Genomic DNA, 22161 nt, shown 5'->3' with positions numbered 1-22161 from the left:
CACCCGTCAGTCCGCCAGGGGTTGAAACCCCCGTCTAATAGCTAAAGTCCTCGCTATGAGGACTGAAGAACTCATTAGTCCTCTGAAGAGGACTTTAGCTTTGAGACAGGGACTTCAGTCCCTGGCGGACTGACGGGTGGACGAAAAGACTGAGCGACTGATAGCTTAAGTTGACACTAATTAGCTGGTGGGCTGTCCGTACCTACTTTTCTCTCTTCCTTCTTCCTTCTTTCCTCCACCTTGCGATCGCCCCTCAAACTTCGCTATTATAAAAAGTTGCAGTTAAAACCCCACAATCCACGATCATGGCCAAGCGCGTCCAATTAGTTTTAAATAAAGATGTCAGCAAACTCGGCAAAGCTGGCGACGTAGTAGAAGTAGCCCCAGGCTACGCCCGCAACTACCTAGTACCCCAAGGAATGGGATTTAGAGCCACTCCGGGCATTCTCAAGCAAGCAGAGCGCCGCCGTGAAGAAGAAAGAGTGCGCCAGCTAGAGCTCAAGCAGCAAGCTGAAGTCCGCAAAACCGCCCTCGAATCGGCTGGGCCTTTCATCATCTCCAAGCAAGTTGGCGAAGCAGACGCAATCTTTGGTACTGTCACCAACCAAGAAGTAGCAGAATTGATTTTCAACTCTACCAGTCAAGAAGTCGATCGGCGCGGCATCACCCTGCCCGAAATTCGCCAAACTGGTACATACAAAGCTGAAATCAAACTACACGCCGAAGTTATCGCCGAAGTTGATATTCAAGTTGTTCCGATGTAATTAACATTCATCAGTCATTAGTCATTAGTTGTGCGGACTAATAACTAATAGACATCTCCAGAAAAGCAAGTTTTGAACAGGCAAGATGCCTGTTCCACAAGAATTATTGGAGATGTCTAATGACTAACGACTAATAACTAATGACTATTGAGTGAGAAATATTGACTAATGAGCGATTTGATGCCGACAAATATAGAGGCAGAAGAAGCAATTTTGGGCGGGATTTTAATTGACCCCGAAGCTATTTCCCGAATTGCCGAACTGCTGCGGCCGGAGTTTTTTGCCATCACCGCTCATCAAGTCATTTATCGATCGGCATTAGGGCTATTTTTACAGGGTCAACCTACCGATTTAATGACGGTAACAACTTCGCTAACCGACCGCAACCAGTTAGAGCAAGTAGGAGGACTAACTAAATTAGCACAATTAGTCGATCGCACAGTTTCCGCAGTCAACATCGACCAATATGCAGTTTTAGTTGAAGACAAATATCAGCGCCGCAAATTAATCGAAGCTGGCAACAACATAGTACAATTAGGTTACGAGACGGCAACACCACTAGAAACAGTCTTAGACCGCGCCGAACAAGAAATTTTCAGCATCACTCAAGAACGCCCGCAACAGGATTTAGTGTCGATCGGCGAAACACTAAACCAAACATTTCAAGACCTAGAAAATCGCAATGAAGGCCTCACACTTCCCGGTATTCCGTGCGGTTTTTATGACTTAGATGCTATGACAGGAGGCTTTCAGCGATCGGATTTAATCATCGTTGCAGCTAGGCCGGCGATGGGCAAAACCGCCTTTTGTACCAACATCGCCCACCACATCGCCGCTGGACAGCAGAAATTGCCGGTTGCCGTTTTCAGCTTAGAAATGTCGAAAGAACAGCTAGTGCAGCGTATCCTGTCCAGTGAAGCCAAAATAGAAAGTAACCGATTGCGATCGGGTAGAATCAGTCAAAACGAATGGGAACCAATCAGTACAGCCATTGGCAATTTATCAGAACTACCACTATTTATTGACGATACTCCCAATATTACCGTCACAGAAATACGATCGAAAGTCCGCCGCCTCCAAGCAGAACAAGGCGGAACCCTAGGATTAGTCTTGCTAGATTACCTGCAATTAATGGAAGGTAGCAGCGACAACCGCGTGCAAGAACTATCTCGAATTACCAGAAGTCTTAAAGGTTTAGCCCGCGAACTCAACGTGCCGATTATTGCCTTATCTCAGTTGAGTCGGGGTGTGGAAGCGAGGACAAACAAGCGGCCGATGATGTCTGATTTACGCGAAAGCGGATGTCTCGGTGGCGATAGTTTAGTAACCCTGGCGGATAGTGGATTAGAAGTCCCGATTCGTGATTTAGTCGGCAAATCTGGCTTTGCTGTTTGGGGGTTAAATTCAGATACCCTGAAACAGGAAAAAGCGATGGTGACTAATGCTTTTTGTACTGGAGTCAAGCCCGTCTGGGAGATGACGACTTGCTTGGGAAATTCGATTACAGCAACAGGCAATCATAAGTTCTTTACATCAGATGGTTGGAAGCGGTTAGATGAATTAAAAATAGGCGATCGAATTGCTACACCTCGCTCAATTCCTTGTACTGAAGTGCAGACGATGGGTAATGCTGAATTAGCTTTACTAGGACATTTAATTGGTGATGGTTGTACTTTACCCAGACATACCATTCAGTACAGGACGCGAGAATTAGATTTAGCTGAATTAGTTGCACATTTGGCTAGAGAAGTATTTGGTGATAAAATTAATCCCCGCATTAAACGCGAACGCGATTGGTATCAAGTTTATCTCTCCGCTAGTTATCGTCTCGCTCCCAATATTAAAAATCAGATTACTAAATGGCTCGAACAATTAGAAATATTTGGTTTACGTTCCCATGAAAAATTTATTCCCAGTTTAGTATTTACCCAACCGCAAGAATCGATCGCTCTTTTCCTTCGACACCTATGGGCAACTGATGGTTGTATCAAACCGACTAAAGGGAAGAAATGTCTTTATCCAGCTATTTATTATGCTTCTAGTAGCGAGAAGTTAGCCAGAGGAGTCCGTTCTCTGTTGCTTAGACTGAACATCAATGCGGCTGTCAGAGTTATTTCTCAAGGTAAAAAAGGGCGCGCACAATATCAAGTTTGGTTAGGAGGGAAATCAGACATAGAAATATTTGCGAATGTAATTGGTGCAGTTGGTAATTATAAAAAATCTAGTTTGGAAGAGGTAAAAATATATTTAAATAATGCTGATAGTGGGAAGACTAATCGGGATTTAATTCCGAATGAACTTTGGCGAACTCAAGTCAATCTTGCCCAAAAGCGCCTTGGTTTAACCGTCAAACAGATGCAAGATTGCTTAGGTATGCGTTATTCAGCCACAACGGATTACAAATGTGATATTGGTCGAGAACGCGCATATCAGTTGGGGAATATTTTGGATGCCGAAGAGATATTCAAGCTAGCTGTTAGCGATATCTATTGGGATAAGGTGAGAGAAATCAATTTTTGTGGCGAAGAAATGGTTTACGATATGACAGTAGAAAATATTGAAAGCTTTGCCACACAAGGTTTGTATGCCCATAATTCCATAGAGCAAGACGCCGACTTAGTAATTATGCTCTACCGCGATGAATATTACAACCCTGATTCGCCCGATCGCGGAATTGCAGAAGTAATTATTACCAAACACAGAAACGGGCCCACAGGAATCATCAAACTATTATTTGACGCCCAATTTACCTGCTTTCGCAATCTGGCATCTCCGAAGCGATCGTAAATCAACCAGAACATACACAGAAACCCGGTTTCTTAAAAAAAACCGGGTTTCTAAATACCGTAAAAGTTTTACGTTGAATGAGATTGAGCTACCTAGCCACCGATTCTCAACAATTCCACATCAAAAATCAGCGTAGCATTAGGAGGAATCACCCCGCCCGCACCGCGAGCACCGTAACCGAGTTCAGGGGGAATAATCAATTGGCGGCGGTCTCCAACTTTCATCGTACCGACACCTTCATCCCAACCCTTAATTACTTGACCCACGCCAATTTTGAACTGAAAAGGAGAATTGCGATCGCGCGAACTGTCAAACTTCGTGCCATCCTCCAAAGTTCCCGTGTAGTGTACGACAACCGTCTGCCCGGTTTTTGGAGTCGCCCCCTTACCCTCTTTCAATTCAACATATTTCAGACCTGAATCTGTGGTGACAGTTTTCTCAGTATTAACAGTTTTCTCAGTATTATCAGTCATGTCATTGCCAGCGATAGTAGCTGGTACCTCTGGTAAAGTAGCATCAGCTACTAGCAAGCTATTTTCATTCAAAGACTGCGCTGACAACTTCTCAATAGCAGTCTCCGGTAAAAGATTGTTCAATTCGGCTGCAACTGCTTGGGACCCAGAACCGCCCATTTGAGCGACTATCAAAAACACAAAGCAAACCAGCATTACTCCCAAGCTGACTAGAACTCCTCGCAAAATTAATCCTCCTGATACTTTTAACCGCGATATCTCAGATATCTAAGACATCTATAGCAATCCTCGCATCATTTGCATAATTATTGTAGGGGCAATCCCACGCCCGGTTGCCCGATAGATAGGGGGTAGGCACGGGGAGTAGGGGTAGCACTACCCTACAAATTTATCTGAATCATTTAGGATTGCTATAGTACAACAAGAACTACCAAATTTTATCTGAACTTTTCCACCAAAAAACGGCAGGTACCAGATAATTTTCAAGGCAAAAGTATGAAGTCAAAATGTTTGTAATTCTACATAAATGGCTTCTACATAAGTGCCTTTTTTAGCCTTCTGCCTTCGGGTGACCATCTTATCACAAGATAGCAGCGAACTTCTCGCGGGCGTTAGCGAAGGCCTCGAAGAGGATCGAACTCAGCGCCAGTTACGGTTTTCTAAATCCCGCATCTGACGTTCCAAACGATCGAGCCTTCCCCGCAACTCATCCATTTCCGACTGTCGGGGAACTCCCATATCTTGCAGCATATTCCGTAGTTGCCGCTGCAACTGCGTCTCCCAATTTCCCTGTTCAGACTTGATGTGCTCGGTCATGTCATCGACAAAGGTTTTGGCTTGCTCAGGATTGATTTTGCCATCTTTGACCCATTGCTCGCTGACTTCCTGCAATTTCTCTGCCACCAGAGAGGTAGTACCAATGCCCAGCATTACCAGTTGTTTGAGTAAGTTGCTATTGTTATCCATAGATTTTTCCTAATGTTTGCCCTTTCATACCCGATCGGCTCAGGTCGCCTGCAGTCGCTGCGAAACCATCTGTAAACGTGAACGAACCTGACGGTCAACTGAGTACAGTTAGACCGCAGGCTTCTTTTTCCTTTTGTTCAAAGGCTTTTTTGAGTGACGGAGTTCCCCCGCCACTTTCGTAACTTAGACCAATTCTCTTTATAAGCTTAGCTGAGTTTTTATCTCGATCCAAAGATTCTCCGCATTGACAAGAATGCCAGCGCTCCGACAATTCTTTCGGTACTTTGTTGAGGCAATTCCAGCAATGTTGAGAAGTTCCTCTTGGAGAGACAAACAAAATGCTTTTACCCAATTTCCAGGCGACATATTTTAGGACGCTGGCGAATTGCCCATGAGCAGCATCAAGCATGGATTTATTCAAGCCACTTTTAGCTGACTGACCGTTCGGCAAATAAACCAAATTACCATTTTCAACATCAGTCTTGGGCTTGGCACGTCTAGTTAAATTTTTGACACTCAAGTCTTCAACAACTAAAACCTCACACTTGCTAAATAACTCATGTGCCGTTTTGAATTGAAAATCTAATCTAGCTCTAGCTACAAACTGATGGAGTTGGGAAATCTTGTTCTTGATGATTTTCCAAGGCTTAGAACCTTTAACTCTATTAGCTAACTTCGCTTGAAGCCTTGCTAATTTCTGGGCAGACTTCCTCAAGAATCTAGGATTTTCAACTCTTTCACCATTAGAAAGATCAGCGTAATTAGTGATTCCCAGATCGATGCCAACAGTATTTTCGACCGTCGGTTGAATTTCTGCAACCGTTACGGGAACTGTTTTATCTTCTAGCGTCAGGGAGATATACCACCCATCAGCTTCTCTGATAACTGTTCCCGTCTTAACTGTGAACCTTGTTGGTATTGGACGGTGGAAAACCATAGGTACTTGACCTATTTTTGCGAGGTCAATACAAATCCTATTTTGCTCGTCCTTGACAAGATCAAGATTGTCTATTTGAGGATAAGTGAAAGATTTGTAGTAATGAAGCCCTTTGAATCTGGGCTTACCTCTACGATTACCATTTTTGTCTGGCGTGGTGAAATTTGAAAAGGAAGTTTGCACCCTGTTGACGACATCTTGCAAAACCTGAGAGTCCAACACTTTATAATCAGGAAATAGTTTTTTTGTGTTTTTCAGGTCAGCCAGTTGTATTATTTGCCACTGTACATATCCGCATTCAATGTTTGAGAAAACCTCACCTTTTTTAGTTAAAGGATTGCCTGACTCATCCTTTTTTCTACCATCCCTAGTTTGCACTCTCGTCAAAGGAATATTTTGATAAATTTCCTCAATCGGGACTAGAGAAACAATTAAAGGACAGGCGTTGATAGGTGTTCTCGTGGCTTCCCACCACCTAAATCTTTCGCCAAGTCGGTAGTTGTACTGCCGACGACAGAGTTCTAAGTGAGCCACCATCGTTGTTAGTTGGGCTTTTGTGGGTTTGAGGCGGTATTTGTACGTGAGTTGCATTTTTTAACTTCTTTTTTTCGACCTTTGCATAGTATAGTTTGTGTATGTCCACAATGCAACACCAAAACTTACCATTTCACCACTTAGGAAGTACATCGAAAATCAAGATACTCCCGAAGATTGATTCATAGTGGCTAAGTCTAATTGTCGGCTTCCGTCCGCGACATCCGACGCTTCTTTCCATCACGCGGGCGTAATTTATTCGGGGTACTTCGCGCAGCGCTCAGATGTGTCCCCTCTAAATATACCGAGGGACTTCCCGGCTGGTAGTTAAAGTTACATCAGCGCACACCTACCTTTCTATTTTGGAGCATCCAGCCGCCTGATGGCGAGGCGATCTCGCTAATCGGCGTTCGGAAAACCCGCTAATGAGCCTACCCACCACATTACCCCATCACCCTGCTGTCTATGCCTGATTGCCCCCGCTGTCACCAACCTGTAGACGCCCAAGCGCTCGCCTGTCCACACTGCAAAATCCCCCTCAAAGCTTTCGGTCATCCGGGTATCCCTCTTTATAGATCAAAACCCGAAGACTTTCTGTGCACTACCTGTATTTATCACGAAGACGACACTTGCAACTACCCGCCGCGTCCCTTTGCCAAAGAATGCACGCTTTATCACAATCAAGCTGAGCCACTTGTGCCACAGACGAGCCGTTACATCAGCGGCGGCTGGCTGCAATCGATCAAAAATTGGTGTCAGCGCCATCTGGTTTGGTTAGCTTTATTAGGTTTAATTATTATTAGCATTGCTCTGTCGATTTAATCGGATTGTACAAAGCGTAGAATAGAGATATCTCTGTTAATCTGGGTTGCTCTATTATTCTCTAAATTATTCATGAGCTACGTATTCGGCATCGACGGCGGCGGCACTAAAACTATCTGCCTTTTAATGGATGACAACCACCTTGTTTTAGGACGGGGTGAAGCAGGGCCGTCAAATTATCAAACCCTGGGAATTGAGACAGCAAAACAATCCATCCAATTGGCGATAGAACGAGCAGTTCTGTCCGCTAAAATCGAGACGAATAGCAATCTCAACATAGAAGCAATTGGTCTGGGACTAGCAGGCGTCGGGCGTCCAAAAGATCGTGAAATAGTGCAATTTGTAGTGCAGAACTTGCAGTTGACGAATACTTTACCAGTAACCAGATCGTTCCTGCCCAGGAATATAGTAATTAGCAGCGACTGCGCGATCGCACTTGCTGGCGGTACAGGTTATCCAGTGGGTATCGCCGTTATTTCAGGAACCGGTTCGATTGTTTTTGGGCAAAACCGTCAAGGGAAAACTAAACGAGTCGGCGGTTGGGGATATATTTTAGGCGATGAAGGCAGCGGATACGACATCGCCCTTCACGGTTTGCAAGCTGCTTTGAAGTTCTATGACGGACGCGAAGATTTTACCATGCTTGCGGAAAAATTTCAAAAGCATTTAGGCCTCAATAACCTAGAAGAATTGGTAGAAGTCGTTTACGGGCGCGGTTGGGGAGTCAAAGAAATTGCTGCTTTAGCGCCGATTGTCGATCGAGCAGCAGCAGAGGGCGATCGCGTCGCTGACTGCATTATCAATAATGCTGTGGCAGAATTAACCTATTCCACAAAAATAGCCATTTCAGCGCTATTTAACCAAACAGAAGAATTTGAAATTGTGATTGTAGGAGGTGTGTGGGGTGGAGAGGCAAATTGCCGAGGTCGGTTTGAAGCTGCAATAAGTGCGATCGCCCCAAAAGCTAAGGTAATTTCGCCCCGATACGAACCAGCTTTCGGTGCTGGATTGCTAGCTTTAAACGCTCTCAACAATTAATTGTTGACTGTTGACAAGCGAAATATTTTACACCTACTTTCCAGCTTCCCGATCCATCTGTGGAGTCAAATCTCAAATCTCAAATCTCAAATCTCAAATCTCAAATCGACTGGCTGTTGAGTGTTGACTATCTTCCTTATCTTCCCGATCGCCCCTGTCTTGCGGATTTTCTCGATTTTTCCAAATTTTAAAATTCTTGATTATCGACCTTATCTTCCCAACTGGTAGAATTCCAGCCGGCCATAATCAAAACATCAAATGAATGCGAAACCAGAAACAAATTTAGCAGTAGTGCGTTCCTAAGTAAACAAAAACCGAAGCAAGGAGACAATTTATATGATTACTTCTCAAAAATGGCGTTCAGCAACAGCAGCAATCCTCGCACTGGGCATTACAGTTGGAAGCAGCGCGCCGCTGGTGGTAGCTACTCCCGCAGAAGCCCAACAACGAATTTCCCAATTTGATAGCATCCGAATTCCGTCGGGCAGTGTAATTCCAGTTAGCTATGAAAAAGACAAAATAGTTGTCACCCGCGAAGAAACTTCACCTTTAACTTTAACAGTAGCGCAAGACATCCGCACACCTCAAGGCAGAGTATTAATCCCCGGAGGCAGCCAGATAGTCGGGGCACTGCAACCTGTCAGAAGAGGCAATCAAATCGGCACTCAATTTGTTGCCAGAGAGTTAATTATCAGCCGCCGCCAACGCTATCGGATTGATGGCTATTCGGGAATTATTACCCGAACCGAAAGAGTCCAAAAAGGTGCTGGCACAGGTTCAGTAGCGCAAGGTGCAGCCTTGGGTGCAGCAGCAGCAGCAGCACTAGCAGGCATTACCGGCGACAAAGCGATCGCGACGGAAGAAGTATTAGGAGGCGCTGGGATCGGCGCTTTAGCTGGAGTATTGTTGGGGCGGCGCAGTGTTGACGTACTCGTGATTCGCCCGGAACAAGATTTGGCAGTGAGATTGCGATCGGACATCGTGCTCCGCTAATATTGGGCTATTCGGATTAATTATTTGCAGTAAAACATTGTCGATCGCTAACTTTTGGTCTCCCGATCATTGGCTAGGCATACTGTTAAGGTTGTGCCTAGCCATGTTTGTTGGCGGAATTATTGGATGGGAGCGCCAACTCAGAAACAAACCAGCGGGATTGAGAACTCATATGCTAGTTAGTATGGGTTGTGCGCTGTTTGTTTTAATGCCGCTGGCAATGGGTAAAAATGAAAACGGAGGAGATGCTGTAGCGCGCGTAATTCAAGGCATTGCTGCGGGAATTGGGTTTTTGGGAGGCGGAGAAATCCTGCGGCAAAATCACCAGGAAAGAGGCAAAGTTGAAGTTCACGGGCTCACCTCTGCCGCCGCTATTTGGGTATCAGCAGCTTTAGGAACTGCTGCTGGATGCGGGTTGTGGCAACTGGCATTAATTGGCGCTTTAATGTCGCTGTTTGTTCTGAGAGTAATTAAAGAGTTAGAGCGTCGGAGTCGTAGAAAATAGTCTCAGTGATTATATAAAAATGGGTATTATAACCGTTATAACGTTTATAGTGACGACGGAAGTACGAGCTAGTTTTATGACGGTTAAAGTCCTCACTACTAACTAATTTTATTGCGATCGATGGAAGGCAAATCATATTAGCTGTTTCATAAGCTGTTGTGCATTTAAATTGTATATTTCGAGTCCCCATCAAAAATCGTCAAATCCTCTCCCCCTCTCCTCTTCTCCCCCTCTCCCTCTCTAATACCATAGGCAATCTAGATGCAACACAGCTTACCAAGTCCAGTTAATCATTGATCATAAATTGTTTGCCATCATCCCAGCCATACCTGTCAAGATGGTGAAAAAGGGGCGTTACACAATTTGAGGATGATTATTGTGGGCATTGGTGTCAACAAACACGTTAAACCCTCAGTCCGGCAAGGGTTTCAACAAGAGCCTCAAAGCGAAAGTCCTCGCTATGAGGACTAATGAGTTCTTCAGTCCTCTTTGAGTGAGAGGACTTTAGCTATAAGCCCCGTGGAATTCATTCCCTGGCGAACTGCCGGGTGAGCGGGAGGACTGGCGGACTAAAAGCTTAACTTGACACTAATATATTGTGGGGTGTTCCGCCTGCTGTGAAAATACACGCCTTCGGGCTACGAGAGCCCATCCCACAAAAAAACAATCAAAATCCACTTAAATATTCATTTAAATATTTATGTCAATTTTAGTTAATTTGCTCAACACCCTTGAACAAAAATACCAATATTTTTTAAATTAATTAGTATATAAATCATCAAAATAATAATTATATCTTACCAGCATTTTTTGAATAGAAAAATTAATATTTATTTTGCCAGCCAACAGAATAAAAAATTAATTTCTATCCGTAAAAATGGGCATTTTAATCACTTCCAAAGACTCTTGCCTCACGCGACCAGCCATCGCAGCTAACTGCAAGCTCATAAAAGCATTCAAATCTTCCAAATCACACTTGGCTGAGGAAAAAATCTTCTGCATTTCATTTTCTGCTTCCAAACTCAGATATCCAGCGGCAATAGCTTGTTTGACAACTTCACGAATCTGCACGGTAGAAAAGTCCCTTACTAAATTTTAACTAATCAAAATCCAACTAATTGCTAACAGGAAGTTTCGGAAGCCGTCTCGCCAAAGATTTCAAATTTTTTCACCTCGCGAGACTCTTGTTTCACTCCTCCGGACATAGCTGCTAGTTGCAAAGCCATAAAAGCATTTAAGTCTTCCAAGTCATATTTGGTGGTAGTTAACATCCGCCGCAGTTGATTTTCGGCTTCAAGGGTTAGATAGCCTAGAGCCAGAGCTTGCTGGGCGAGGTCGCGAATTAGTACCATAACACTTCGGGATTTTATTGGTTCAAGCCTAAGTATCAACTGTTTTCACAGAATCAGCAGTGACGGCTATTGCTCGATATGTGTGACATTGTTACTGGCCACTCGTGACAGCCGGAGTCGCAGAGTGTGACTAAGTATTTGCACGCTTGTGACGGCGATCACGCGGGGGATGCCAGAGGAGGAGTCGGAGTGTGGGGAGTCGGAGTGTGTCCGGGTGTCTGGGTGGGGGAGTCGGAGAGTGTCCGAGTGGGGGAGTCGGAGAGTGGGAGCATTTTTCTTCTTCCCTGGGACTAATGACTGATGACTACTGCCTTCTACCTTCAGAAGACGCTCAACGTCTATAATCAGCAAGTTAAATATTTACGGCAAGACATATGGAAGCACCACATAAAGATTTGCTACAACAAATAGCCCGACTATCGGAAACTTATGCTAATTTGGCAGATCGCCTATCCCAAGCAGTAAAGCAACTGCAAAACTCCGGCCTTCCTCCCTCTGACAGCTTGCTGCAAGAAGTAGCCACCTACAGTCGCAACTTTGCCACAGTCCAAAAACAAGCTCTCGAACTCAACAAATCCGGTATCGCCCCAGGAGAAATTACTTCCCTCAAAGACATTCAAAACTTAGTCGAGACTGCCGCAGCTTCCGAAGGTAAAGCAGAAATTCGCGATGCAGCATTGAAAGTGATTGATCGAGTATTGGCGATCGCCCACCGCGAACAAAGCGACTTCGCGCCCTTACAATCAGTTCATGCCAGAGCCCGCGAACTGCAACGCGCGATTTCCGAATCAACCCCAACTCAACTGCATTCCGACGCAGAATCCTTAGTCAGCGGCAAACACCCAGTTTCAGCAGTGCTCGCCCTGGTGGAACAGCAAGACAAATTAGATGACGAACAGTGGGTCATTCTCGAAGAAACAGTCAGCGCCGCTTTTGGCAAACAAATAGCCGTAGCCATTTCCAGAGGCAAATTAACCATTGCTGAGATGGTAAAAGCAGCACCTGCAAAAGTCGAACCAGCATTTAAAGCAGCGCCAGAACAAAAAATCAGCGCCGAACCTTTGCCAGAAGTGATTGTCATCCCGTCAGGAAATGTCGCACCGAAACAAGTTACAGTTGCGCCACAGATCCAGATTTTGGAATCCCCCGCACCTTCTGTCCCCATGCACGAGGTAATTATTGTTCCCAGCGTGGAAGTACCTAAGTCTCTTCAGACAACCGGTTCCGGGAACATTGTTTTTGGCGCACCTCGGGACATTCAACCAGCGGTAGCAGTAGAGGGCGGTTTGGGAATCAAAGTTTTGGTGCACATTCAGGGAATTGGCGATCAAACTTTCGGTTCTCAAGAATACGCGGGTTCTAAGGGGCGGGGGCTGCGCGTCGAAGGATTTCAAATTAATATCGATCCGCCAATTCCCGGCTTAAATGTCGAGTACATGGCTCACGTCGAAGGTGTTGGCGACACTCCTTGGCTCAGCGAAGGAGAATTGGCGGGTTTTCGGGGTCAAGCGAAACGAATTGAAGGATTTGCGGTGCGGTTGAGCGGGCCGCAAGCTGATAAATACGACGTATTTTATAGCGCTCACATTCAGAATATCGGCGACACCGACGTGTCCTCCAACGGCGAATATTGTGGCACTCGCGGTAAAGCTTTGAGAATAGAGGGCATCAAAGTTTGGATCGCGCCGTCTGCGAGTTCCCAAACAGTGGCGCCTGTGGGTTTAAAAGTGTTGGCGCACATTCAAGGAATTGGCGATCGAACTTTTAGCGATCGAGAATATGCAGGCACTCGCGGCAAAGGCCTCCGCGTGGAAGGATTTCAAATTAAAATAGAGCCTCCCGTTGCCGGTTTAAATTTGCAGTACATGGCTCACGTTGAAGGAGTTGGCGATACTGCTTGGATCTCGGAAGGGGATCTAGCCGGTTTTCGGGGCAAAGCTAAGCGTATTGAAGGATTTGCCGCGCGCCTGACAGGGCCGCAAGCTGATAAGTACGACGTATTTTATACAGCTCACATCGAGAATGTAGGTGATACTCCTGTTACTGCTAACGGTCAATATTGCGGTACTCGCGGCAAAGGTTTGAGGGTTGAGGGGATGACGATTTGGGTTGAGCCGAAAGCGTAAAAATTGAGAATGAATGGAAAAAATTAAATTGCCTTTTCCATTCATTTTGTGTTTTTATATCATGTTTAATTGGTTCGTTTTTGTAAAATTGGCGACCTCGTAGGGGCGGGTTTTACCAACTATCTACGCCAAAAACTAATCATCCCATAAACCCGCCCCATCTCTCAACGGTAAACCTCTACCTACATTTTTACCCTTAGATAAAAGTCAAGGTTGATATAGGTTATTAGTTGTGGGGGGGCGGGTTTATGAGATTGTTTGCGTGCGTCAAAGATTATTGGTAAAACCCGCCCCTACAGCATCAAAAACACTTGCACAATTTACGCTAGCAGACACGATATTAATGGTGCAGCAGGTGCGATAAGCTTTCTACAGCATGAGCGATCGCACTTGGAGCAGATTCGCAAGCTGCAGCTTCGGCGGCGCAGTGGCCGGCATGGAGTGCGTTTCCGACAGCCTGACTCCCTCCCTCCACCGCATCGGCACCAAATTGACCGCGATATGTTTCTTGGACCATTTCAGCTTGAATTTTGCTGGTGGTCTCTTCGGGATTCGTTTCCCAATTGCGGATTGTTTGGACAATCTCGATCGCAGCCCAAATCAACATTCCGATTACGATCGCAGCAATCAAGTATCCCATAGCTTTCAAAAAAATTGAGGTTAGCTTTATATAATTTAACGCAGCAATTGGCAGTCAGCAGGATAAAACATATCTGATGCGAGTTCGGATTTCCGCCTCTTCTAGTCTTCGGCAGCCGGATAGTTCGGCACTCAAGTAATAGTTTCAACAATCAATAACAGAGTAACTATTTTACAGTTTAACCTAATTTACACTGTAATTTAAACCCAAACAAAACCTATAATGGTGAACTAAAAAAATTATGCCATACAGTCAATTTACTACGATCGCCAAAGCGAAACAAGCTTTCGGTCTCACAGTCCAAGAGGGATCTCGCTTTATACCTCCGCTAAACCCGATCGCACCCTCAGACATTCTCAGCGGTACTCTCAAAGATAGCCTCCCCATCGTCGCTACATCGGGAAGTGAAAAAGCGCGATCGGAAGGAATTATCTATCCCGTACTGCTGGAAGTGAGGCGGATTCTCGATCGCCAAATTAGCCTTTTTTCCGGCGAAGATTTCACCATCGACGAAGCTGTCGGACTGAATGGAGTGTTTGATTTTCTGCTAGCGCGATCGTCCCAAGTCCTAGAAATTGAAGCCCCCGCCGTTGTAATTGTCGAAGCTAAAAAGACCGACCTCAAAAGCGGATTGGGTCAGTGTATTGCCGAAATGGTTGCCGCTCAACGCTTCAATCAAGCCAAAGAAAAAAACATCCCCATCATTTATGGGAGTGTGAGTAATGGCATTCAATGGCAATTTATCAAACTCGAAAACCAAACTGTGACGATCGACTTATCCGTCTATCCTCTGCCCCCAGTCGAGCAAATCCTCAGCTTTTTCGTTTGGATGATGCAGAACGGTGCCGTTAACTCAGAAACAATTTAACCTTCCAAAGCGGCCAAAAGACACAGCAACAAAGCCTCCGTCCACTCGACTACGGCACCGTAAGTATCGCCCGTATGGCCGCCCAAACGGTGGTTAAACCAGGCTCCGGCAAAAATTCCGATCGCACTTCCCCCCAAAGCCATCCCCACCGCCAACAGCCACCGATCGCCCTCCAAGACAACTTGCACCACGCTCAAACTCAGCAGCAACAGCACACCTGGGATAAAATCAAAAGGAGAATAAATCGATTCCTTGTGAAAAGCTCCCTTACCCTCGGCCCGGAGATAGGGATAGCGGGCGATCGCCACCAGTTGGGCCCACCTCCCCCAACCCGCCACACCCATCAAAGCCAGCCAGCGATAGTTATTCAAGTCCGAAAGAGCGGCAGTTTTCAGCAGCACGATCGCGATCGCAGCCATCGCCCCAAAGGCTCCTGTAACGCTGTCCCGCATGACTTCCAGCCTGCGTACCGGGTCGGGTACAGCCAGCCCGTCGGCCGCGTCCATTGCGCCGTCTAGGTGCAGCCCCCCAGTCACGGCGATGCCCAAAACTACCACCAAGGCCGATCGAGTCAGAGCAGGCATTCCCAACAACTGCAACCCAACATCCCCCAGCCCCAGCATCCCCCCAATCAAAAGCCCGATCGCCGGTGCCAAGCGGGCAATGCCCCGAAACTCCAAAGTCCAAGACACCGGTACCGGCAAACAAGTATAAAAAGCGACTGCGCCTGCGATGGCAGCCCCTTGATTCCGGAAAAAGTCGATCGTAGAGCGAACCCATTTATCATGCACCATAAGATAGAAAATTTTTCATCTGGTAGGCAGTTGTCAATCGATTAGCGTGTGCCAGAATTGGACTGTAACACCCTAGTTTTTTGGATCGAGCATTCCTCCTGTCGCCCGCTCTTTTCCCCGGAAAACCTCTGTCGGCAGCGATCCCAAAGCTCCCTCTCTAAAATAACTAAGCTCAAGATCCGCGTTTCCATTCCTAAAAATTCTAGCTAACTCCCTGATTTTCAAGACGGGAACATACATTACAACAGAGGCTTTTACTCCATGAGTCACGATCAATTGAATAACAGGGTAGTTGCTCCTTGCATCATCGATACAGGGATTGTCGTCAACAAACGCGATATCAAAAGATTGCTGTTTGATTTAGGACGTGTCCGCTACCTTCACATACAAGATGGCCAGATTTACAGCGAAGGGGAAGGTTATGTGCTCGAAGTCTTCGCCAACCCCCACCGTTCTACTCTGATTGCCAACCATGCGCTTTATTTGAACGTGTATAGTTTTGATTACCTGGAACTGAAACAGTCCCCGGTCGATGGTGCTTATTTTGACCTGATTCAAGAGGGACGGCAGTTGCGGTTAATTCCCCTCTCCAATCCTTTGCAAGAGCAATTCGCCCGGAATTTAAATGCTGCGGCTTTGGATGCGGTTGTCGATCAGGTACTCTCAGGCAACTGGGATCTGCAATTGGACGAAGATGATTCCCCCTTTTAATCGTCAGTCAGTCGATTTTAGATTTTAGATTTTAGATTTTAGATTTTAGATTTACTCGCAGCGCCGTGAATCTGGGAGGTAGAACTAAGGTCTAAAATTTTTTGCCCTCCACGACGATTGTCGGAAACTTGTCTCCGTTTTTGGGCGGGGTCATGAGTTTTTTGTCGCGATGTCAACAACAATAGATTAGATAACACGGACGGCCGAGTAGCGGTTAACGAGCATCGGGGACTAATGACTGAGGACAGGGCGAAATTTTCTTTTAAATGTCAGGCTAATTGCAGCCATACCCAAGCGCGTGCAGGGGTTTTTGCCACTCCCCACGGTGTTGTGGAAACGCCTAAGTTTATGCCAGTGGGAACGCTAGCTAATGTCAAAACTTTGACCCCGGCACATCTTGAGGCGGCGGGTTCTCAAATGGTTTTGGCAAATACTTATCACTTGCACTTGCAGCCGGGGGAAGCGATTGTCGCAGGCGCGGGCGGATTGCACAAATTTATGGCTTGGCCGGGCCCGATGCTGACGGATTCGGGCGGCTTTCAGGTGTTTAGCTTGAGCCAAATGCGGACTATTTCTGAGAATGGGGTGACTTTTCGCTCTCCCCGCGATGGCCGCATGATTAATTTGACACCGGAACGATCGATCGAAATTCAGAATCAGTTGGGCGCCGATGTGATTATGGCCTTTGACGAGTGTCCCCCTTACCCCGCTACGCGGGAGGAGGTGGAGGCGGCCACAAATCGCACTTACCGCTGGCTGCAACGCTGCATTCAAGCTCACTCGCGCCCGGATCAAGCTTTATTCGGAATCGTGCAGGGGGGCGTTTTCCCCGATTTGCGATCGCGCGCGGCGAACCAGTTGGTAGATTTGGATTTACCAGGCTACGCCATCGGCGGCGTTAGTGTCGGGGAATCGGGGGATTTGATCGCAGAGATTGTGAAGGTGACTGCGCCTCTGTTGCCGGCAAATAAACCGCGTTATTTGATGGGAATTGGGACTTATCGGGAAATGGCGTTGGCGGTGGCGAGTGGGGTAGATATGTTTGACTGCGTGATTCCGACTCGGCTGGCCCGCCACGGGACGGCTTTTGTTGGTGGGGAACGCTGGAGTTTGAAAAATGCTCGGTTCCGGGAGGATTTTGCTCCCCTGGATGAGTCTTGTCCTTGTTATACCTGCCAAAAATTCAGTCGGGCTTATTTGGCCCATTTGGCGCGGGCTAACGAAGTGCTGGGCTATACTTTGCTGGCGATTCACAATGTGACGGAGTTAATTCGCTTTACGGGGAGGATGCGGGAGGCGATTTTGGCCGATCGATTTACTGAAGAGTTTGCCCACTGGCTTGCACCGAGAGTAGATCAATCATGATTGCCTTGGGTAAAGATATGCGACAATTATGAAAATTGTGTTGGATAGGTAGGTTGATTCATGGAAGCTGCATTACTCTTAGCAAAACTGCCCGAAGCTTATTCGATTTTTGAGCCTTTGGTTAATGTTTTGCCGGTCATTCCCGTATTTTTCTTGTTGCTGGCTTTTGTTTGGCAGGCGGCTGTCGGGTTCAGATAAGTTTGATTTTGCTAAAAGCAGGGGCAATTTATGAATTGCTCCTGCTTTTACGTGTTGAGTTTTTGGGCTGATCTCGTTTACGGTTGTTTCGGAATGATTTAACCGCAGAGACCGCAGAGACCGCAGAGGAAGAGAAGAGAGAGATGAATAATTAATCCGTGTAGTGCCTTCCTTCAGCTACCGCCGATCGCACTTTTGAATGCCGGTCTTTCTGTGATCCGCTTGATGTAATCTACAACGGCCGGATAAGCACTGAGGTCTAGTTTTAGCATCATCGGAATGTAGGCCAACATTGACCCGACTGCTGCGTCAGCGACGCCAAATTCATCGCCCATTAAAAACGGCTGTTTCTCGAAGATTTCATTTAACGGTTTTAACAACTTGGGAGTTTCGCGATCGCGAGTTGCTTCTGTAAATATTCCCGGCCCCAACGTAGCGTTAGCAAACGTGACCCACTGCACGATTTGAGCTTGCTGCTCCAAAGTGTCTGGCATTTTACCATATTTTTGAGCTAAATACAGCAGAATTGCGCCGGATTCCCAAAGTTTAAAATCTCCGTCGGCGATCGCGGGTACTTTGCCGATCGGGTTAATTTCGAGATACTCTGGCTGCAAGTGTGCCCCTGCTTGCATATCCAGCATGACGAATTCGTAGGGAACCGCTATTTCTTCTAGATACCACTTGACAATTGAGGCCCTGCTGCGGGCTCCGCCGTAAAGTTTCAGCACGAAATTTTTATCCTTTAACGCAATATTGCTGTTATAGCATTTTTTGGTAATTGGGAATTGGGAATTGCAGCCAACAGAGACTTTGATGTCACTGTTCAACTAATGACTACTGACTAATGACTGCTGACTAATGACTGCTGACTAATGACTGCTGACTAATGACTAATGACTAATGACTAATGGCACCTCTGTCAAGTGCATAAACAAGATTCGGCTGCCAATGAAAATCAATATTGCTCCCCCCAATATCTCAATTTTATTAGCAAACAAGTTGCCGCACTTGTGTCCGATAAACACGCCTGCAAAGGCTAAAAAGAAAGTAATAAATCCGATCGCAGTCACCGCAATAGCAATAGAATCTTTCAGGACAGCAAATCCGATGCCAACTGCGAGGGCATCGATACTCGTCGCCACCGAAAGCGTTATCAAAGTCCCCGTATCTAAGGGATTGAACTTTTTCTCGCATTCTTCGCCTTGCAGCGATTCGTAAATCATTCTCCCGCCAATGAAACTCAAAAGCCCAAAAGCTATCCAATGGTCGATCGGTGTTATCAAAAAACTAAAACTAAGACCGATTAACCATCCTATTACGGGCATTAAAGCTTGAAAAAATCCGAAAAATAAGGCAATTTTTAAAGCTTTATTGACCTTCATGTGTTTGATTGCTAAGCCGCTTGAAACAGCGACAGCAAAAGCATCTGCTGCTAGTCCCAAGGAAAGTAAGATGGTAGTGGCTGCATCCATTTTTGTAAAGTGTTAGGTGTTATAAATAAAGTGTTCCTCTTGACTGTTTTAGTTTACACTTAATTTTGATACAATTGCGTTATTATCATAATCTCTTCATTTTTGACTCACATTTATTTCACAATTGGCGAGGGTTGAAAAACTCAGCGCTTAACTGTATTGTGTAAAAGATTATTTATCAAGTAACAGAATTGACTATGCCGCAATCTAGACCCTACCAGCCATTGCTGCTCAGATTACTGCATGGGGTTAACGCTGCGATCGCCCTTTTAGCAATTTTGAGCGCATTTCTGGTTTACAACACCTACGATGGGCGGTTTGGCAAAGTCCCCGTGCCTCAAATTGCAGATATTATCGGGATTCACGGTACCTTTGGCAAGATGTTGCTGTTAGGAATAATGCCGACTTTTGCATTGTACAGTTTCCACGCAGGTCAAAAACGCTTGGTGCAGCCGGATTCTTTTGGGAAACTAACGCAGTTGGGAAAACCGATTTGGTGGTACAGTTTGCACCGGATTGTTAATACATTGATGTTGCTGGCACTGACTTGGGCGATCGCTTCTGGCAGTATGGTTAAGGAAGAATGGCTGCCGGCTGGGGAATTGACGCAGGTTTGGTATTATTTACACGCTTCTGGTTGGGTGGTATTGGTATTTTGTCTGGCAATGCACTTGTTGATGAGTGCGAAGGTGGGGGGTTTGCCGCTAATTTTGTCGATGTTTGATGCCGCATATCGCCAGGAAGATTCGCCGGCTGCTTGGTGGAAGAAAATTCGCTCTTTTGTCGATCGCTCTTAATGTGAAAATGCTTAATTTAAAAATGAACAGAAATATTTTATTAATTGTTGCGGAAGTCTTGGTAATGGGAGGCTGGTTGTTTGCTGTGGTTGCACCTTTATTATTTCCCTAATCCTATGCTATCAATTTTTCTTAACAAATGATCGTTAGCTCTATACTGAGGACTTCAGCCCTCCGTTTTATGACGACTAAAGTCTTGACTATGGGATGAGAATTAAATAAAATCCACTTTTCATGACTGTTGTGGGATGGGCGTCCCGCCCGTCCTTTCTGGGCGGGCGGGACGCCCATCCCACAAGAAAAAAGGGAAATTATTTAATTGACGATCCTATGAAGCGAAATTAAGCTTTTCGCGCCGCTTACTAGCAAGATTTGCGACGGGTTTCCCTGGCGGCAAAATGCGATATCAAACGATCGGCAATTTTACCCTAAACTCAGCACCGCCCCCAGTTTGAGATTTAATTTGAGGTTGAACCGGAGATTCAACTGTCAGGCTGCCACCGTGCAATTCTACAATAATTTTATAGCAAACCGACAGATCCAACCCTGTAAAATTTTTAAATGATTTATTAGTACCAAAATCCTCAAATATTCTGTGTTGAATTTCCTGCGTAATTATAGAGCCATTGTGGGCGATCGATACAACAATAAACCTGCCTGTATCATCCTCGAAAATATCGGTTTTGATTGTAATAAGTTGAGCGGAATTTTCAATATTTTTAACTGCATCTATAGCATTGATGATGAGACTCGCGAATACCTGGCTCAGTTGACCGGGATAACACAAAATTGGTGGCAGGTTGTTGTACTCCTTGACTACTAATATTTTTTGCTCCAGTCTGTGAGCCAGCAACAGCAAAAGATTGTCGATGCTCTCATTAACGTTGGCGTGTTCTTTGTTGGCTTCGTCAGGAAGTGAAAATTTTCGCAAAGCCAGGACTATCTGGCGAATGCCATCGGCTCCTATTTTCAAAAAATTGAGGATTTGCGGCAACTCTTGACTGATAAAATCTAGGTCGCAACGCTCTATTTTTTTGGCAATTCGCGGCACAGGTTCGGGATATTGTTCGCGATAGAGGCGAATTATACTAAGCAAATCTTTGATATAATCGTTGAGGTGTATCAGGCGACCGTAAATAAAGTTAATCGGGTTATTGATTTCCTGGGCAACTTCGGCGGCTAGTTGACCCACCATTGTAATTTTTTCGCTTTGTACTAAATGCTCTTCGGTGATTCTGAGTTTGGCTAATACTTCTTCCAAAAGTTTGAGTTCTTCTTGAATTTGCCCGTGGAGTTGGGATTGGGAAATTGCGATCGCCAGCGAGTCGGCAATTGCTTCCAAAACTTGCACCTCGTCGGGAGTCGCAAATCGGCGGTTTGCACAGGCGAACAGATATCCAAGCCGATGATTCTCAGTTAGTACGGGTACTGCTGCGTAGTGACTATTTGTGAGTTCGATATGGGCGTGTTCCTCAGACGCTGTGGCATCAGGGGAAGCGGTTTTATATAGCAGTATCGTTTCGCAGCGGTGAAGCCGTGCAGCTAAATCTCCAGAGGGCCCTCCTGGAACACCAAAGATTCCCAAGCGCCCCGGCAAACCTTCCCGGCAATATTCCCAGCCAAATTCTAAAGTATCTTGTCGGGGGTCGTACCATGCGAAAATTGCTCGATCGAGCTTCAGTAAAGTACCGAGTTCGTCTACTGTAGTTTGGAGGATGCGATCGAGGTCCAAGCAAGCGCGAATGCGGCCGGTCAAGCGGTGGAGAAGGGCTTCTGTGTGACTGCGAATGCCATTTAGGGCAAACAGCTTGAGCGCCACAATTGCGGAGAAAATAGCTGCGGCCGCAAGTACGCCGGCGGCTACTGCTAGTATCTTGAAAGGAAGGAGTTCTTTTTCGAGATTGTCGCCGGGAATTACGAGGGCGATCGACCATTCAGCTTGTTCTAACCCACATTCCGCAGTTCTGGCTTTGATGACTAAGGATTTTCATACCTTCACTGTAGGAAAAATATCTGTGC

Annotated in this window: 24 protein-coding genes; 14 read left to right on the top strand and 10 right to left on the bottom strand. The window is 45.9% G+C overall.

Annotation, left to right across the window (positions count from 1 at the left end; all coding sequences use genetic code 11):
* The first annotated feature begins 305 nt into the window (after positions 1-305).
* Entirely contained in the window at positions 306-764 is a 459-nt protein-coding gene (gene rplI / locus QUB08_RS17780; protein WP_333225943.1) for a 50S ribosomal protein L9, read from the top strand.
* 168 nt (positions 765-932) lie between these two features.
* Positions 933-3551 carry a replicative DNA helicase gene (locus QUB08_RS17775; RefSeq protein WP_333225942.1) on the top strand — a complete coding sequence of 873 codons (2619 nt, stop codon included), beginning with the start codon at positions 933-935 and terminating at the stop codon, positions 3549-3551.
* Between the two features lie 92 nt (positions 3552-3643).
* Here QUB08_RS17775 and QUB08_RS17770 read toward each other — a convergent pair whose 3' ends face one another.
* The 3 genes from QUB08_RS17770 to QUB08_RS17760 form a co-directional block, all read right to left on the bottom strand.
* Positions 3644-4249 (bottom strand): FKBP-type peptidyl-prolyl cis-trans isomerase, encoded by a 606-nt coding sequence (locus QUB08_RS17770; protein ID WP_333225941.1) that lies wholly within the window; start codon positions 4247-4249, stop codon positions 3644-3646.
* A 414-nt stretch (positions 4250-4663) separates the two neighbouring features.
* Complete coding sequence (locus QUB08_RS17765; RefSeq protein WP_333053835.1) at positions 4664-4990, bottom strand: phasin family protein; 327 nt, start codon at positions 4988-4990, stop codon at positions 4664-4666.
* 94 nt (positions 4991-5084) lie between these two features.
* Positions 5085-6518 carry a transposase gene (locus QUB08_RS17760; protein WP_333225940.1) on the bottom strand — a complete coding sequence of 478 codons (1434 nt, stop codon included), beginning with the start codon at positions 6516-6518 and terminating at the stop codon, positions 5085-5087.
* A 408-nt stretch (positions 6519-6926) separates the two neighbouring features.
* Here QUB08_RS17760 and QUB08_RS17755 point away from each other — a divergent pair, with 408 nt between their 5' ends.
* From QUB08_RS17755 to QUB08_RS17740, 4 genes are all read left to right on the top strand, one after another.
* Positions 6927-7283 (top strand): zinc ribbon domain-containing protein, encoded by a 357-nt coding sequence (locus tag QUB08_RS17755; protein WP_333225939.1) that lies wholly within the window; start codon positions 6927-6929, stop codon positions 7281-7283.
* 72 nt (positions 7284-7355) lie between these two features.
* Positions 7356-8321 carry a BadF/BadG/BcrA/BcrD ATPase family protein gene (locus tag QUB08_RS17750; protein WP_333225938.1) on the top strand — a complete coding sequence of 322 codons (966 nt, stop codon included), beginning with the start codon at positions 7356-7358 and terminating at the stop codon, positions 8319-8321.
* Between the two features lie 336 nt (positions 8322-8657).
* Positions 8658-9314, top strand: a complete 657-nt coding sequence (locus QUB08_RS17745) for a hypothetical protein (RefSeq protein ID WP_333225937.1) — start codon at positions 8658-8660, stop codon at positions 9312-9314.
* A gap of 103 nt (positions 9315-9417) precedes the next feature.
* Positions 9418-9819: an MgtC/SapB family protein gene (locus QUB08_RS17740; protein WP_333085418.1), complete on the top strand. Its 402-nt coding sequence runs from the start codon at positions 9418-9420 to the stop codon at positions 9817-9819.
* 858 nt (positions 9820-10677) lie between these two features.
* On the opposite strand, the gene QUB08_RS17735 is transcribed toward QUB08_RS17740, so the two are convergent.
* Positions 10678-10890 carry a hypothetical protein gene (locus QUB08_RS17735; protein WP_333225936.1) on the bottom strand — a complete coding sequence of 71 codons (213 nt, stop codon included), beginning with the start codon at positions 10888-10890 and terminating at the stop codon, positions 10678-10680.
* 50 nt (positions 10891-10940) lie between these two features.
* Entirely contained in the window at positions 10941-11171 is a 231-nt protein-coding gene (locus QUB08_RS17730) for a hypothetical protein (RefSeq protein WP_333225935.1), read from the bottom strand.
* Positions 11172-11297: 126 nt separating this feature from the next.
* Here QUB08_RS17730 and QUB08_RS17725 point away from each other — a divergent pair, with 126 nt between their 5' ends.
* Positions 11298-11465 carry a hypothetical protein gene (locus tag QUB08_RS17725; RefSeq protein ID WP_333225934.1) on the top strand — a complete coding sequence of 56 codons (168 nt, stop codon included), beginning with the start codon at positions 11298-11300 and terminating at the stop codon, positions 11463-11465.
* Positions 11466-11545: 80 nt separating this feature from the next.
* Positions 11546-13297 (top strand): hypothetical protein, encoded by a 1752-nt coding sequence (locus tag QUB08_RS17720; RefSeq protein WP_333225933.1) that lies wholly within the window; start codon positions 11546-11548, stop codon positions 13295-13297.
* A 340-nt stretch (positions 13298-13637) separates the two neighbouring features.
* Here the strand turns inward: QUB08_RS17720 and QUB08_RS17715 are convergent, their stop codons facing one another.
* The gene (locus QUB08_RS17715; RefSeq protein WP_333109450.1) at positions 13638-13937 is read right to left on the bottom strand and encodes a hypothetical protein; all 300 of its coding nucleotides are present in this window, start codon (positions 13935-13937) and stop codon (positions 13638-13640) included.
* A 241-nt stretch (positions 13938-14178) separates the two neighbouring features.
* Between QUB08_RS17715 and QUB08_RS17710 the strand changes: the two genes are divergently transcribed.
* Positions 14179-14805: a hypothetical protein gene (locus QUB08_RS17710; RefSeq protein ID WP_333225932.1), complete on the top strand. Its 627-nt coding sequence runs from the start codon at positions 14179-14181 to the stop codon at positions 14803-14805.
* Here QUB08_RS17710 and cobS read toward each other — a convergent pair.
* Positions 14802-15599 (bottom strand): adenosylcobinamide-GDP ribazoletransferase, encoded by a 798-nt coding sequence (gene cobS / locus QUB08_RS17705; protein ID WP_333109446.1) that lies wholly within the window; start codon positions 15597-15599, stop codon positions 14802-14804. The two genes, QUB08_RS17710 and cobS, sit on opposite strands and share 4 nt — an antisense overlap.
* Before the next feature lie 261 nt (positions 15600-15860).
* On the opposite strand from cobS, the gene QUB08_RS17700 reads away from it, so the two are divergent.
* From QUB08_RS17700 to QUB08_RS17690, 3 genes are all read left to right on the top strand, one after another.
* The gene (locus QUB08_RS17700; protein ID WP_333152995.1) at positions 15861-16310 is read left to right on the top strand and encodes a hypothetical protein; all 450 of its coding nucleotides are present in this window, start codon (positions 15861-15863) and stop codon (positions 16308-16310) included.
* Between the two features lie 234 nt (positions 16311-16544).
* Entirely contained in the window at positions 16545-17675 is a 1131-nt protein-coding gene (gene tgt / locus QUB08_RS17695) for a tRNA guanosine(34) transglycosylase Tgt (protein ID WP_333225931.1), read from the top strand.
* A 60-nt stretch (positions 17676-17735) separates the two neighbouring features.
* Positions 17736-17873, top strand: a complete 138-nt coding sequence (locus QUB08_RS17690) for a photosystem II reaction center protein K (protein ID WP_006634808.1) — start codon at positions 17736-17738, stop codon at positions 17871-17873.
* A gap of 173 nt (positions 17874-18046) precedes the next feature.
* Here QUB08_RS17690 and QUB08_RS17685 read toward each other — a convergent pair whose 3' ends face one another.
* Both QUB08_RS17685 and QUB08_RS17680 read right to left on the bottom strand, forming a co-directional pair.
* Positions 18047-18601, bottom strand: coding sequence for a glutathione S-transferase family protein (locus QUB08_RS17685; RefSeq protein WP_333225979.1), 555 nt, complete (start codon positions 18599-18601; stop codon positions 18047-18049).
* Positions 18602-18763: 162 nt separating this feature from the next.
* Complete coding sequence (locus QUB08_RS17680; protein ID WP_333225930.1) at positions 18764-19345, bottom strand: manganese efflux pump MntP family protein; 582 nt, start codon at positions 19343-19345, stop codon at positions 18764-18766.
* Between the two features lie 197 nt (positions 19346-19542).
* Between QUB08_RS17680 and QUB08_RS17675 the strand changes: the two genes are divergently transcribed.
* Positions 19543-20142, top strand: a complete 600-nt coding sequence (locus tag QUB08_RS17675; protein WP_333225929.1) for a cytochrome b/b6 domain-containing protein — start codon at positions 19543-19545, stop codon at positions 20140-20142.
* Between the two features lie 406 nt (positions 20143-20548).
* Here the strand turns inward: QUB08_RS17675 and QUB08_RS17670 are convergent, their stop codons facing one another.
* Positions 20549-21961 (bottom strand): ATP-binding protein, encoded by a 1413-nt coding sequence (locus QUB08_RS17670; RefSeq protein ID WP_333225928.1) that lies wholly within the window; start codon positions 21959-21961, stop codon positions 20549-20551.
* Between QUB08_RS17670 and QUB08_RS17665 the strand changes: the two genes are divergently transcribed.
* A partial coding sequence (locus QUB08_RS17665) for a hypothetical protein (RefSeq protein WP_333225927.1) occupies positions 21951-22161 on the top strand: 211 nt, incomplete at its 3' end. The two genes, QUB08_RS17670 and QUB08_RS17665, sit on opposite strands and share 11 nt — an antisense overlap.

The sequence above is a fragment of the Microcoleus sp. BR0-C5 genome (genome assembly GCF_036705045.1).
GTDB lineage: Bacteria > Cyanobacteriota > Cyanobacteriia > Cyanobacteriales > Microcoleaceae > Microcoleus.
The sequence above is the reverse complement of the archived record's forward strand: the minus strand, read 5'-3'. Positions and strand labels throughout refer to the sequence as shown.

Bases quoted from the DNA above. Each gene is read 5' to 3' on its own strand.
- QUB08_RS17715 (WP_333109450.1), bottom strand. From the start codon at position 13,937: ATGGGATACTTGATTGCTGCGATCGTAATCGGAATGTTGATTTGGGCT.
- QUB08_RS17765 (WP_333053835.1), bottom strand. From the start codon at position 4,990: ATGGATAACAATAGCAACTTACTCAAACAACTGGTAATGCTGGGCATT.
- QUB08_RS17690 (WP_006634808.1), top strand. From the start codon at position 17,736: ATGGAAGCTGCATTACTCTTAGCAAAACTGCCCGAAGCTTATTCGATT.
- QUB08_RS17755 (WP_333225939.1), top strand. From the start codon at position 6,927: ATGCCTGATTGCCCCCGCTGTCACCAACCTGTAGACGCCCAAGCGCTC.
- QUB08_RS17675 (WP_333225929.1), top strand. From the start codon at position 19,543: ATGCCGCAATCTAGACCCTACCAGCCATTGCTGCTCAGATTACTGCAT.
- cobS (WP_333109446.1), bottom strand. From the start codon at position 15,599: ATGGTGCATGATAAATGGGTTCGCTCTACGATCGACTTTTTCCGGAAT.
- QUB08_RS17720 (WP_333225933.1), top strand. From the start codon at position 11,546: ATGGAAGCACCACATAAAGATTTGCTACAACAAATAGCCCGACTATCG.
- QUB08_RS17775 (WP_333225942.1), top strand. From the start codon at position 933: ATGAGCGATTTGATGCCGACAAATATAGAGGCAGAAGAAGCAATTTTG.
- QUB08_RS17730 (WP_333225935.1), bottom strand. From the start codon at position 11,171: ATGGTACTAATTCGCGACCTCGCCCAGCAAGCTCTGGCTCTAGGCTAT.
- QUB08_RS17740 (WP_333085418.1), top strand. From the start codon at position 9,418: ATGTTTGTTGGCGGAATTATTGGATGGGAGCGCCAACTCAGAAACAAA.
- QUB08_RS17750 (WP_333225938.1), top strand. From the start codon at position 7,356: ATGAGCTACGTATTCGGCATCGACGGCGGCGGCACTAAAACTATCTGC.
- rplI (WP_333225943.1), top strand. From the start codon at position 306: ATGGCCAAGCGCGTCCAATTAGTTTTAAATAAAGATGTCAGCAAACTC.
- QUB08_RS17760 (WP_333225940.1), bottom strand. From the start codon at position 6,518: ATGCAACTCACGTACAAATACCGCCTCAAACCCACAAAAGCCCAACTA.
- QUB08_RS17680 (WP_333225930.1), bottom strand. From the start codon at position 19,345: ATGGATGCAGCCACTACCATCTTACTTTCCTTGGGACTAGCAGCAGAT.
- QUB08_RS17700 (WP_333152995.1), top strand. From the start codon at position 15,861: ATGAGTCACGATCAATTGAATAACAGGGTAGTTGCTCCTTGCATCATC.
- tgt (WP_333225931.1), top strand. From the start codon at position 16,545: ATGACTGAGGACAGGGCGAAATTTTCTTTTAAATGTCAGGCTAATTGC.
- QUB08_RS17710 (WP_333225932.1), top strand. From the start codon at position 14,179: ATGCCATACAGTCAATTTACTACGATCGCCAAAGCGAAACAAGCTTTC.
- QUB08_RS17745 (WP_333225937.1), top strand. From the start codon at position 8,658: ATGATTACTTCTCAAAAATGGCGTTCAGCAACAGCAGCAATCCTCGCA.